This is a genomic window from Paracoccus sp. MA (genome assembly GCF_020990385.1).
Taxonomy (GTDB): domain Bacteria; phylum Pseudomonadota; class Alphaproteobacteria; order Rhodobacterales; family Rhodobacteraceae; genus Paracoccus.
Genome location: NZ_CP087598.1, coordinates 827,249 through 839,763, shown reverse-complemented (window position 1 = coordinate 839,763; position 12,515 = coordinate 827,249). Strand labels below are relative to the sequence as shown.

The following is a 12,515-nucleotide window of genomic DNA, read 5'->3' as shown; positions in this document are numbered from 1 at the left end:
CATGTTCATCAGTTTCGAGGGCATCGACGGATCGGGCAAATCCACCCAGGCGCGGCGGTTGGCGCAGGTGCTGAACGCGCGCGGCACCGAGACGCTGCTGACCCGCGAACCCGGCGGCAGCGAGGGCGCCGAGGAAATCCGCCGCCTGCTGGTCGAGGGCCGGGGCGAACGCTGGTCCCCCGAAACGGAACTGCTGCTGTTCACCGCCGCCCGCCGCGACCATGTCGAGCGGCTGATCCGACCGGCCCTTGCGCGCGGCGCCTGGATCGTCACCGACCGCTTCGCCGATTCCAGCCGCGTCTATCAGGGCCTTGCCCGGGCCGACCTGCGCCATCTGGTCGAGGAGCTGCACCGCCTGACCATCGGCATCGAGCCGGACCGGACCTTCATCATCGACATCGACCCGGAGGTCGCCCTCGCCCGCGGCCAGGCGCGCGGCGGCATCGAGGATCGGTTCGAGACGTTGGGCCTCGCCTTCCAGCGCCGGCTGCGCGAGGGGTTCCTGGCGCTCGCCGCCGAGGCCCCGGGGCGCATTCATGTGATCGATGGCAGCGGCAGCGAGGATGAGGTCGCCGCCCGCGTGCTTGCCGCCCTGTCCGTCGATGGCCCGGCATGACCGACGAGCCGCTTCCCGAACCCGACCGGGTGCCCGGCGCGCCGCACCCGCGCGAGGCGGCGCGGGTCGTCGGCCAGGACGCGGCGGTGGCGGATTTCCTCGCCGCCGCCCGGGCGCACCGGCTGCACCACGCCTGGCTGATCTCGGGCCCGCGCGGCACCGGCAAGGCCACGCTGGCCTGGGGCATCGCGAAATGGCTGCTGAGCGGGGCCGCGTCGCCCGATCTGACCGCCTCGTCCGACGATCCGGCGGTGCGCCGCATCCGCGCGCTTTCCGAGCCGCGGCTGCACCTGGTCCGGCGCCCGGTCGATGAAAAGACCCTGCGCCTGCGGGCCGAGATCACCGTGGACGAGATTCGCCGCCTTCAGGGGTTCTTCCACATGAGCGCTGCCGAGGGCGGGCGCCGCATCGCCATCATCGACGCCGCCGACGAGATGAACCAGGCCGCCGCCAATGCGCTGCTGAAACTGCTGGAGGAGCCGCCCCATGAGGCCACGATCCTGCTGGTCGCGCACCAGCCTGCCCGGCTGTTGCCGACCATCCGCTCGCGCTGCCGCGAATTGCGGCTGCATCCGCTGGGTCCCGCAGACATGGCCCGGGTGCTGCAGGATCTGGGGCTCGATCACGATGCGGCGCGGCTCTCCGCGCTGTCCGGCGGCTCGATCGGCGAGGCGCTGCGGCTGGCCGGCCAGGACGGGCTGGCGGTCTATCAGCGCATCACCGGCCTTTTCGCCGATCATCCGCGCATGGATCGCCGCGCCGCCGCCGCCCTGGCCGAGCTCGCCGCCGGGCGCGCGGGCGCCGAGGACGATCCCTTCGACCTGGTCGTCACCCTGCTCGACCGTTTCCTGACCCGCGCCGCGCGCACCGGGCTGCTGGGCGCGCCCCTGCCCGAGGCGGCAGAAGGCGAGGCCGAGGTGCTTGGCCGCATCGCCCCCGACCCGGCCGCGGCCCGGCTTTGGGCCGGCGCCCAGGCCGAGCTTTCCGCGCGGGCCCGCGCCGGGCGGGCGGTCAACCTTGACCCTTCCGCGCTGGTGATGGATATGCTGATCGGGCTTGCGAACCAGCCCGCCGTCTGACGGAACCCTGCCGATGTCCGAACCCGACCTTCCCCTCCTGGTGGACAGCCATTGCCACCTGGACTTCCCCGATTTCGAGGGCGAGCAGGCCGAGCTGGTCGCGCGCGCCCGCGCCGCGGGCGTCACCCGCATGGTCACGATCTGCACCCGGTTGCGCAACGAACCGGCCGTGCGCGCCATCGCCGAAGCCCATCCCGGCGTGTTCTATGCCGCAGGCACCCATCCGATGTATGCCGCCGAGGAGCCGCTGGCTACGGTCGAGGAACTGGTCCTCCTGTCGCGCCATCCGCGTTTCGTCGGCATCGGCGAGACCGGGCTCGACTACCACTACACCGCCGACAGCGCCGCCATGCAGGCCGAAAGCCTGCGCATCCATATCGAGGCGGCGCGCCGCACCGGCCTGCCGCTGATCGTCCATTCCCGCGATGCGGACGAGGACATGGCCCGCATCCTGACCGAGGAGCATCGCGCCGGCGCCTTCACCGGGGTCATGCATTGCTATACCAGCGGGCGGGACCTCGCGCGGGCGGCGCTGGACCTGGGTTTCTACCTGTCCATGTCCGGCATCGCCGCCTTCCCGCGCTCGACCGAGATCCGCGAGATCTTTGCCGCCGCGCCGGCCGACCGCATCCTGGTCGAGACCGACGCCCCCTATCTTGCCCCGCCGCCCCATCGCGGCAAGCGCAACGAGCCGGCCTATGTCGCCCATACCGCCCGGGTCGGCGCCGGGCTGCTGGGCATGACAGAAGACGCGTTCGCCAGCCTCACCACGCAGAATTTCGAACGGCTGTTTCGCAAGGCCGCGGCATGATCCGGGCCACCATCCTGGGCTGTGGCTCTTCGGGCGGCGTGCCCCGGCTGGGCAACCGCTGGGGCGAATGCGATCCGGCGAACCCGCGCAACCGCCGCCGGCGCTGCTCGCTTCTGGTCGAGCGCCACGGCCATGACGGGGTGACGCGGCTGCTGATCGACACCGGGCCCGACCTGGTGCCGCAGCTGCTGGATGCCGAGGTCGGTGAGCTGGACGCGGTCGTCTATACGCATGCCCATGCCGACCATATCCACGGCATCGACGACCTGCGGCAGATCGTCTTCAACATGCGCCGCCGGATGCCGGTCTGGGCCGACCTGCCGACCGCGGCGGCGCTGAAGACCCGCTTCGGCTATATCTTCGAGACGCCGCCCGGTTCGTCCTATCCGCCGATCTGCGACCTGCAGCCGATCCGCGGCCCTTTCGCCATCGACGGCGCGGGCGGCAGCATCGAGCTGGCGCCTTTCGAGGTCAACCACGGCGACATGAATGCGCTCGGCTTCCGCATCGGCGGGATCGAGCAGAGCCTGGTCTACCTGCCCGACGTGCTGGCGATCCCCGAGGAAGCCTGGAGCACGATCACGGGCTGCGAGGTGTTCATCTGCGACGCGCTGCGCCGCATCCCGCATCCCAGCCATGCCCATCTGGCGCTGACGCTGGAATGGATCGCGCGTTCGGGCTGCGCGCGGGGCGTGATCACCAACATGCATGTGGACCTGGATTACGACGCCGTCATGCGCGAGACGCCCGAGAATGTCGTTCCCGCCCATGACGGCATGCGGATCGAACTGATATGACCGCGCTTTTCGACGTCATCCTGCCGGTCTTTCTGGTGGTTGGCTTCGGTTATCTGGTCTGCTGGCGCAGATGGCTGACCGAGCTGGCGGTCGACGGCGTCATGCGCTTTGCGCAGAACTTCGCCCTGCCGGTGCTGCTGTTCGGCGCCATTGCCCGGCTGGACCTGGGGGCGAACTACAACCCGCTGCTGCTCTTGGCCTTCTACAGCGGCGCGCTTCTGTCCTTTGCGCTGGGGACCGGCCTGTCGGTCTATTGGCTGAAGCGGCCCGCCGAGGACGCCATCGCCATCGGCTTCGTCTGCCTGTTCTCGAACTCGCTGCTTCTGGGGGTGCCGATCACCGAGCGCGCCTATGGGCCCGAGGCGGTGCTGGGCAACTTCACCATCATCTCGGTGCATTCGCCGCTGCTTTACACCTTCGGCATCACCGCGATGGAATTCGCCCGGGCCCGGGGCCAGAACCTGTCCGTGGGCGGGGTGGCGCTGCGGGCGCTGTCGGGCGTGCTGCACACGCCGCTGGTCATCGGCATCCTCGGCGGCTTTGCCATGAACCTGCTGACCCAGGCCGGGCTGGTCATGCCCGAGGGCTTCTGGGCGGCGGTCAGGATGATGTCCAGCGCCGCGCTGCCGGCGGCGCTGTTCGGGCTGGGCGGCGTGCTCTATCGCTACCGCCCCGAGGGCGAGGCGCGGGCCATCGCGATGTGCTGCTGCATCTCGCTGCTGCTGCATCCGGCCGTGACCTTCGGGCTGGGCCGGATCTTCGCGCTGAGCATGGCCGAGATGCGCTCGGCCGTGGTGACGGCCGCCATGCCGCCGGGGGTCAACGCCTATCTCTTCGCCGCGCTTTACGGGGTGGCCAAGCGCGTCTCGGCCTCGGCGGTGCTGGTGGCGACGGGCCTGTCGATGCTGACGGTCTGGTTCTGGCTGGCCGCCCTGCCCTGATGCGCAAACGCCGCCCCGAAGGGCGGCGTCCGGCATCACCTCGGCGTCACGCCGCGCAGCCGTTCGGATCTTCGCCGCAGCAGCTCGACGGTGGTGAGCAGCGCGATGGAGAAGATCACCAGCAGCGTCGCCACGGCGAGGATGGCGGGCGAGATCTGCTCGCGGATGCCGTTCCACATCTGGCGCGGGATGGTCTGCTGGTCCGGCCCGGCGATGAACAGCACCGCCACCACCTCGTCGAAGGAGGTCACGAAGGCGAACAGCGCCCCCGAGATCACCCCCGGCAGGATCAGCGGCATGGTGATGCGGAAGAAGGTGGTGCGCGGATTCGCCCCCAGGCTGGCCGCCGCACGGTTCAGCGACTGGTCGAAGCCGATCAGCGTCGCCGTCACCGTGATGATGACGAAGGGGATGCCCAGCGTGGCATGGGCCAGGATCACGCCCAGATAGGTGCCGGCCAGCTTGCCGCAGCCGGGGTTCAGCCCGATCCAGGTCAGCGGCTCGCAGGGGTTCGAGTAGAAGAAGAACATCCCCGTCGCGGTGATGATGATCGGCACGATCATGGGCGAGATCAGCATCGCCATGATCGCGCGGCGATAGGGCATCTCGGGCCGCGACAGCCCCAGCGCCGCCAGCGTGCCCAGCACGGTGGCGAGGATGGTCGAGAAGAAGCCGATGATGATCGAGCTTTTCGCCGCGTTCACCCATTTCGCGTTCCGCCAGGCATCCGCCCACCAGTTCAGGTCGCGCGGCGCGTCCGGCCGCGCCATGCCGAAGGTCAGCAGGCTGTCATACCAGCGCAGCGAATAGCCGTCGGGGTCGAAGGACAGCATCCGGTCGGTGAAGGTGAAATAGGGCTCGGCGTTGAAGCTTAGCGGGATGATCACCACGATGGGCGCGATCAGGAAGAAGAAGATCGCGCCGCAGATCACCAGATAGGTGTAGTGCCAGACCTTTTCCAGCGGCGATGCGTAGGTTGGAAGCGCCATGGCCGTTATCCCAGTTTCAGGTTGTCGATGCCGACGAGCCGGTCATAGACCCAGTAGAGGATCAGAACCCCGCCCAGAAGCAGCGCCGCCAGCGCGGCCGCCATGGACCAGTTCAGCGTCTGCGTCATGTGCATCGCGATCATGTTGGAGATCAGCTGGCCCGACGAGCCGCCGACCAGCGCGGGGGTGATGTAATAGCCCACCGCCAGGATGAAGACCAGAAGCGCCCCCGCCCCCAGCCCCGGCAGGGTCTGCGGGAAATAGATGCGGCGGAAGGCGGTCCAGCTGGTCGCGCCCAGGCTGCGCGCGGCGCGCACGTAGCTGGGATTGATGGTGCGCATCACCGAATAGAGCGGCAGGATCATGAAGGGCAGCAGGATATGGGTCATGGCGATGATCGTGCCGGTCTGGTTGAAGATCATCTGCAACCGCTGGTTGTTGCCGATCACCCCCAGCCAGACCAGCACGTCGTTGACCACGCCCTGCTGCTGCAACAGCACGATCCAGGCCGTGGTCCTGACGAGAAGCGAGGTCCAGAACGGCAGCAGCACCAGGATCATCAGCAGGTTCGACTGCCGCATCGGCAGGGTGGCCAGCAGATGCGCGATCGGAAAGCCCAGCAGGAAGGTGGTGAAGGTGATGACCAGAGACAGCCAGAAGGTGCGCAGGAACAGCTTGCCGTAGATCTGCTGCTGCGCCGGGGCGGCGGTGATGTTGCCCTGCTCGTCCCGGGTGCGGTCCACCGCCGCGAGGTAGAAGTTGGTGGTATAGGGCGAGGAAGCCTCGCGCATCACCGACCACAGCCGCGGGTTGCCCCATCTGGCGTCCATGTCCAGGATCGCCTCGCGATAGGGCGGCTCGATGCCGCCGCGCGCCTGCCGCCCGGCCGAAGTGAACAACGAACGCGTGCCCGGCATGTCGTAATTGATGCGAGTGCCGACCACGCCCACGGTGCGCGCCTGGGCGGCGGCGGTCAGGTCGGCGGCCAGCGCCGCCCAGGCGGCATCGTCGGGCTCGGTGCCGCGCGGGTTGTCGTGGAACCAGGCGGTCAGCTGCGGCATGTTGGCCGAAAAGCCTTCGTTCTTGACCGACCGCTGCAGCATCTGCCCGATCGGCATCACGAAGGTGATCAGGACGAACAGCAAAAGCGGCAGCACCAGCAGGAAGGCGCGCCGCCGCGCCCGGCGCGAGCTGCGCGCAAGCGCAGACTTCAGCGGACGGCCGTCGGCGGTTCTCAGCGTTCCGCCTTCGTCGAGGCCGCCGGCCTCGGTCACGATCGCGGCATGGGGGTCAAGGGCTTTGGCCATCTGGGTCCTTCGTCAGGCAATCCTTGGTCGGAAGCCGCGGCCCGAACCAGCGGGCCGCGGCACGATTCAGAGGTCAGTTGGCGAGCCAGCCGTTGAAACGCTCGGCCAGCTCGGCCGAGTGGTCGGCCCAGAATTCCGGGTCGTCCATGACCGCGGTCTGCATGTATTCGGGATTGGTCGGCATATGCGGCCCCATCTCGGTCTTGCCGTCCTGATACAGCCCGACCAGCGCCGCCGAGCTTTGCCGCGACGGGCCATAGGCGATGTATTTCGCCTGATTGGCCAGCTGTTCGGTGGCGGTGGCGAATTTCAGGTATTCCAGCGCCGCCTCGGGATTGGGCGAGCCCTTGGGAATGACGAACATGTCCATGTCCATGTATTGCCCGTCCCAGATGATCTCGAAGGGCTTGCCCTCGCCGACCATGGCGTCGAAGAAGCGGCCGTTATAGCCGGTCGCCATCACCACCTCGCCATCGGCCAGCAGCTGCACCGGCTGGGCGCCGGCCTCCCACCAGACCACGTCGCGCTTGATGGTGTCGAGCTTGGCGAAGGCGCGGTCGACGCCTTCGGGCGTGCCCAGCACCTCATAGATCTGGTCGGGCGCCACGCCGTCGGCGATCAGCGCCAGATACAGGGTGCGCTTGGGGTTCTTGGGCAGGCCGCGCTTGCCCGGGAACTTGGCGGTGTCGAAGAAATCCGCCGCGGTGGAGGGTTTCTCGCCTTCGAATTTCGTGGTGTCGAAGGCGATGACCGTGCCCCAGAAGATGTTGGCCACGGCGCATTCCTGCAATGCGCCGGGGATGAAGTCCTCGGTGGCGGGCGTGCCGTCCGGCGCGGCCGGCAGGATGGCGGGGTCGATCTCGACCAGCGCGCCCTCGTCGCAAAGCCGGATCGCGTCCGAGACCTCGATATCGAAGACGTCGCCGGTGACGTTGCCCGCCTCGACCTGCGCCTTCAGCGGCGTGGCCGGGTTGTCGGCGGCCAGCATGTTCACCTTGATGCCGGTCTGTTCGGCGAACGGAATGTTATAGGCCTCGACCTGCGATCTTTCATAGGCGCCGCCCCAGGAGACGACGTTGACCTCCTTGTTCTGGGCATGGGCCGCCAGACCGAGGCTGCACAGCGCCGAGGTCAGGATCAGAGTGGTTTTCATGATTTACTCCCGTTGGTGTTTCGGCTCTCTGGCCGTTCTTTGGCCCGTTCGGGCTTTCGGCGGGCCGCGGCGGGACGATGCCCGCCGCGGCAATCGCATCAGTTCGACGCCAGCCAGGCGTTGAACCGCTCTTGCAGCTCGGCGTCGTGATCGACCCAGAAGTCGAGATTCGAGGCCAGCGCGTTTTCGAGGTTCTCGGCATAGGTGGGCAGGTTCGGCCCCATCGGCACCTCGGTGCCCTCGATATTGCCGACCAGCGCGGCGGCCGAGACGCGCGGCGGACCATAGCTGATGAACTCGGCGGCGCGGGCCTGCTGCTCGGGCGCGGTCGAGAAGGCGATGAACTCCTTCGCGGCCTCGGGGTTGGGTGCGCCCTTCGGCATCACCCAGCCCTCCATCTCGTAGATCTGGCCGTCCCAGACGATATTGAAGGGCTTGCCCTCCTGCTGGGCGGCGTTGAAGATCCGGCCGTTGAAGGCGAAGGCCATCGAGACCTCGCCATCGGCCAGCAGCTGCGGCGGCTGGGCGCCGGCTTCCCACCAGATCACGTTGTTCTTGATGCTGTCGAGCTTGGCGAAGGCGCGGTCGACGCCCTCGGGCGTGCCCAGCACCTCATAGACCTTATCGGGCGCGACGCCGTCGGCCATCAGGGCGAATTCCAGGTTGAACTTGGCGCCCTTGCGCATGGTGCGCTTGCCGGGGAACTTGGCCGTGTCGAAGAAATCCGCCGCGCCGGCCGGCTTGGCATCCGGGAACTTCGTGTCGTCATAGGCCAGGATCATCGAATAGACGTCCGTGCCGACGAAGCAGTCGGTGATCGCGCCCTCGATGAAATCCTCGGCGGCCGGGGTGCCGTCGGCGGCGGGGGTCAGGATCGCCGGATCGATCTCTTCCAGCAGGCCCTCGTCGCAAAGCCGCACGGCATCGGCATATTCGACCGAGGCCACGTCGATCGAGACATTGCCCGCCTCGACCTGCGCCTTGACCGGGGTCGCGGGGTTGTCGGCATCCGAGACCTGGACCTTGATGCCGGTCTTGGCCTCGAAGGGCTGGGCATAGGCCTCGACATGGCTCATGCCGTAGGCGCCGCCCCAGGACAGCAGGTTGACCTGCTTGTCCTGCGCCTGGGCCGCAGCCGCGACGGCGATCAGCGCAGTGGTCAGTATCAGCGTGCGTTTCATCATAACTCCCTGGTTTCTTGCTCGATGCACACTCAGACCGGATCGAGGGCGCGGGCGTCCTCGGGATGCCAGCCGATCCGTATCGTCTCGCCGGGCGACAGTTTCACCTGGCCCAGCGTATTGCGGTATTTCATCACGAAATCGTCCTGGCCGGCGACATGCAGCCGCGCCCGCAGGATGTCGCCCATATAGATCACGTCGCGCACCTGCGCCTCGATGGTATGGGCGCCGGCCGGCATGAGGTCCGGCTTGAACTCGACCCGCTCGGGCCGGATCGAGACGGTGGTCGGCCGGCCGCTTTCGCGGATGTTCACGGCGGTGGCGTCGATCAGCTCGCCATTGCCCAGCCGCACCAGCGCCTTGTCGCCCTGAAGCTGCTCGATGGTGCCGCGCAGGGCGTTGTTCTCGCCGATGAAGCCGGCGACGAAGCTGTTCTCGGGCTGCTCATACAGCACAGGCGGCGGCGCGAGCTGCTGGATGCGGCCGTCGTTGAATACGGCGATGCGGTCCGACATGGTCAGCGCCTCGCCCTGGTCGTGGGTGACATAGACCACGGTGATGCCCAGCCGGTCGTGCAGCGCCTTGATCTCGAACTGCATGTGCTCGCGCAGCTGCTTGTCGAGCGCGCCCAGCGGCTCGTCCATCAGGACCAGCTTGGGGTCGAAGACCAGCGCGCGGGCCAGCGCGATCCGCTGCTGCTGGCCGCCCGAAAGCTGGGCCGGGCGGCGGTTCTTGAACTGGCCCATCTGCACCATGTCCAGCGCGCGGGTGATGCGGCTCTCGCGCTCTTCCTTGGACATGCCGCGCACTTCCAGCGGAAAGGACAGGTTCTCGCCCACGCTCATATGCGGAAACAGCGCGTAGTTCTGGAACACCATGCCGATGCCGCGCCGGTGGGGCGGGACGTCGTTGATGTTCCTGCCATCCAGGCGAATCTCGCCATGCGTCGCGGTCTCGAAGCCGGCGAGCATCATCAGGCAGGTGGTCTTGCCCGAACCGGACGGGCCAAGCATGGTCAGAAATTCGCCCTTGCCGATGGTCAGGTTCAGATCCTTGACGACAAGCGTCTGACCATCATAGCTTTTCTGGACGTGATCGAAGACAACGAAAGCGTCGTTGCCGGGGTCAGCTGTCACGATGCGGGCTCCCTGTTTCTGTTGGTTCTTCGTTCCGCCCCCCGACAGTAATCGGCGCCTGTCAGGGAATGCAACTCACTTGTCAGGGCGGCGGGCAGGACGCAGGCGACGAAGTCGGTGTCGCATTGCGTCACTGCCCTTTCGCCCGGCAAATCTCAGCTTTCTGGTGGGAGTTCGCGCGACCGTCCGTTCGCATCCAGCGCCACGAAGACGAAGGTGGCCTGCGTGACCTTCTGCATCTCCACCCCCTCGCGCGAGCGCCGCCAGGCCTCGACATGCAGCTGCATCGAGCTGCGCCCCTCGCGCAGGATGCGGGCGAAGACAGAGACCTCGTCGCCGACCTTGACCGGCTGGTGAAAGGTGAAGCTGTCCACAGCCACCGTGGCGCAGCGCCCCCGCGCCCGCCGGGCGGCGACATTGCCCGCTGCAAGGTCCATCTGCGACATCAGCCAGCCGCCGAAGATATCCCCCGCCGGGTTGGTGTCCGCCGGCATGGCGGTGGTGCGGATCGCGGGCTCGCCCCGCGGATAGTCGTCCTGCGTCATGCGCGTCCCTCGTGCTTGCGTGCTGCTTGCCGGGCCGCGAAGCGCCCGCCCGCCCGCGCAAGCTGACCCCCGCCGCGCGCGCCGTCAATGCCCGGCGGAGTCAGCGAAAGCGATAGAGGTCGGCATCGGGATCGGCGTGCCCGTCGATGCGCCGCGTGGTCACTTCGGCGGCAATGACGGAATAGGTGATGCCGTTGCCGCCGAAGCCCATCACCGCATGGCAGCGCCGGCAGCCCGGCACCGCGTCGAAGATCGGCAGCCCGTCGTCGCTGTCGCCGAAGGCCGCGGCCCAGCGATAGGCCGGGCGGCCGATGCGGATGCCGCAGGTCTCGCGCAGCTTGCGGGCGATCTCGGCGGCGTTGCGGCGCAGCTTCTCCGGGTCCTGATAGGCGTCGGGGCTGGCCTCGTCCTCGCCGCCGGCGATGATCCGGCCGGTGGGCGTGGTGCGGAAATACAGGTAGGGATCGGCGGCCTCCCAGACCAGAAAATCCCGCAGCCAGGCCGGGTGGCGCACCCCCTCGGCCGAGGCGAGGGCCCAGGTCGAGATGATGCGGTGATGCGCCGAGACGAGCTGCGGCAGGAATTCGTAGCCGGTGCAGAACACCGCATGGCCCGCCACCACCACCCGCCCGGTCGAGAAACCCAGCGCCACGCCGTCCGCCAGTTCGGCGAAATCCGTGACCTCGAAGGGCGAGACGATCTCGGCCCCGCGCTCTTGCGCCACCCGCAGCAGCCCCGCCGTCAATTGCGCCGGATTGGCCGAGGCCGAGGCCGCCGAGACGATGGCGCCGGTGCGGTCGATGCCGAATTCCCCGAGCAGGCGCTGGCGGGGGATGAACTCGGCCGCGATGCCGGTCTCGCGGCGCAGCGCCGCCTCGGTCTCCAGCGCGCGAAAGCCCATCTCGTCCCCGGCAAGATAGAGCGCCCGCTTGCGCTGCATCTGGCAGTCGAGGCCCAGGCGGCGCGACAGGCGCAGCAGTTCCTCGACCGCCTTGACCGAGCGTCGCCAGGCCCGTGCCGCCCTGTCCGGGCCGATCTGGCGCATGAGCCGGCTCAGCGGCACGTCGATCTCGTGCTGGATCATCGCCGTCGAGGCGAGCGACGAGCCCCGCACCGGCTGGCGGCGATCCACCAGCAGCACCCGCCGCTTGCGCCGGGTCAGCCTCTCGGCCAGCAGCGCCGCGGAAATGCCGGTGCCGACGATCACCACGTCCCAGCGCCGCTGCGAGGGCGCCGCCCGATGCTCTGCCGAGATATGCGGCGTCTCGGCCCAGAAGGGCTGCGCCGTGCGGAGCCGCCGCTTGAGGGTGCGCCGCGTGCCGGTCATGTCTTGTCGGCCCAGGCCATCTCGCCCGGCGGAAGGGCGGGCGGCCGATAGAGTCCCGCCGCGCCGTCCCGGTCCCGCTTCAGCACCGAAAGCGTGCCGTCCGCCTCGAGAATGGCGAACTTGACATCGGCAAGGTCGGCCACGCCCTTCTCGCGCAGCTTGGCGTAAAGCTCGCCCATGCCGATGCCCTGCCGGCGCAGGCGGTCGTGATGGACGCGGCCCTCGGTGACGACGATGCGGGGCCGGCCCTCGAAGAACCGCGACAGCAGGTCCGAGGACAGGATCGCCTCGTCCACCAGCTTGTTGAAGGCCGCGACCAGGAAGATGGCGAACATGGCGGGCAGCAGGGGCACGTCGGGATAGAACAGCGAATCGCCCACCGCCGAGCCGATGGCGATGACCAGCAGGAACTCGACGATGGAAAGCTGCGCCACCGTGCGCCCGCCCAGCCAGCGCATCAGCGCCAGCGTGTAGAAATAGATGATGACGGTGCGGAAGAAGACCTCCCAGGCGAAGCCCAGCTGCTGATCGCCCAGAAGGATGCGGTGAAGGTCTTCAAGCATGACTATCCCCCGGCCCGCGCCGGTTCTGGCGCCAGAAGACAAGCCGCGACGGCCGGCCCCGGTTCCACGC

General features: G+C 68.3%; 13 protein-coding genes. 5 read left to right on the top strand and 8 right to left on the bottom strand.

Going from position 1 to position 12,515, the window contains the following annotated elements:
• The first annotated feature begins 1 nt into the window (after position 1).
• From tmk to LOS78_RS11240, 5 genes are read left to right on the top strand one after another with little or no spacing between them, the layout of a single operon-like run.
• On the top strand, positions 2-616 hold the full coding sequence (tmk, locus tag LOS78_RS11260) for a dTMP kinase (RefSeq protein WP_230378276.1): 615 nt from the start codon (positions 2-4) through the stop codon (positions 614-616).
• The gene (locus LOS78_RS11255; protein WP_230378275.1) at positions 613-1,695 is read left to right on the top strand and encodes a DNA polymerase III subunit delta'; all 1,083 of its coding nucleotides are present in this window, start codon (positions 613-615) and stop codon (positions 1,693-1,695) included. The genes tmk and LOS78_RS11255 overlap by 4 nt, the downstream gene beginning before the upstream one ends.
• Positions 1,696-1,708: 13 nt before the next feature.
• Positions 1,709-2,506, top strand: a complete 798-nt coding sequence (locus LOS78_RS11250; protein WP_230378274.1) for a TatD family hydrolase — start codon at positions 1,709-1,711, stop codon at positions 2,504-2,506.
• Positions 2,503-3,303: an MBL fold metallo-hydrolase gene (locus LOS78_RS11245; RefSeq protein WP_028712034.1), complete on the top strand. Its 801-nt coding sequence runs from the start codon at positions 2,503-2,505 to the stop codon at positions 3,301-3,303. Before LOS78_RS11250 ends, LOS78_RS11245 begins: the two co-directional genes overlap by 4 nt.
• Complete coding sequence (locus LOS78_RS11240; protein ID WP_230378273.1) at positions 3,300-4,244, top strand: AEC family transporter; 945 nt, start codon at positions 3,300-3,302, stop codon at positions 4,242-4,244. The genes LOS78_RS11245 and LOS78_RS11240 overlap by 4 nt, the downstream gene beginning before the upstream one ends.
• A 35-nt stretch (positions 4,245-4,279) precedes the next feature.
• Here LOS78_RS11240 and LOS78_RS11235 read toward each other — a convergent pair whose 3' ends face one another.
• The 8 genes from LOS78_RS11235 to LOS78_RS11200 all read right to left on the bottom strand — a co-directional run bounded on the left by LOS78_RS11235 (position 4,280) and on the right by LOS78_RS11200 (position 12,445).
• Positions 4,280-5,233 (bottom strand): ABC transporter permease, encoded by a 954-nt coding sequence (locus LOS78_RS11235; protein WP_230378272.1) that lies wholly within the window; start codon positions 5,231-5,233, stop codon positions 4,280-4,282.
• Positions 5,234-5,238: 5 nt separating this feature from the next.
• Positions 5,239-6,540 carry an ABC transporter permease gene (locus tag LOS78_RS11230; RefSeq protein WP_036698793.1) on the bottom strand — a complete coding sequence of 434 codons (1,302 nt, stop codon included), beginning with the start codon at positions 6,538-6,540 and terminating at the stop codon, positions 5,239-5,241.
• Positions 6,541-6,613: 73 nt separating this feature from the next.
• Positions 6,614-7,693, bottom strand: coding sequence for an ABC transporter substrate-binding protein (locus LOS78_RS11225; RefSeq protein WP_028712030.1), 1,080 nt, complete (start codon positions 7,691-7,693; stop codon positions 6,614-6,616).
• 98 nt (positions 7,694-7,791) lie between these two features.
• A complete protein-coding gene (locus LOS78_RS11220) occupies positions 7,792-8,874 on the bottom strand; it encodes an ABC transporter substrate-binding protein (RefSeq protein WP_230378271.1) in 1,083 nt (360 codons plus the stop codon).
• Between the two features lie 32 nt (positions 8,875-8,906).
• Positions 8,907-10,010, bottom strand: a complete 1,104-nt coding sequence (locus LOS78_RS11215; RefSeq protein WP_028712028.1) for an ABC transporter ATP-binding protein — start codon at positions 10,008-10,010, stop codon at positions 8,907-8,909.
• 155 nt (positions 10,011-10,165) lie between these two features.
• Positions 10,166-10,555 carry an acyl-CoA thioesterase gene (locus tag LOS78_RS11210; protein WP_028712027.1) on the bottom strand — a complete coding sequence of 130 codons (390 nt, stop codon included), beginning with the start codon at positions 10,553-10,555 and terminating at the stop codon, positions 10,166-10,168.
• Between the two features lie 100 nt (positions 10,556-10,655).
• Entirely contained in the window at positions 10,656-11,882 is a 1,227-nt protein-coding gene (locus tag LOS78_RS11205; RefSeq protein ID WP_230378270.1) for an FAD-binding oxidoreductase, read from the bottom strand.
• Positions 11,879-12,445, bottom strand: a complete 567-nt coding sequence (locus LOS78_RS11200) for a DUF421 domain-containing protein (RefSeq protein ID WP_230378269.1) — start codon at positions 12,443-12,445, stop codon at positions 11,879-11,881. Before LOS78_RS11200 ends, LOS78_RS11205 begins: the two co-directional genes overlap by 4 nt.
• Positions 12,446-12,515 lie beyond the last annotated feature (70 nt).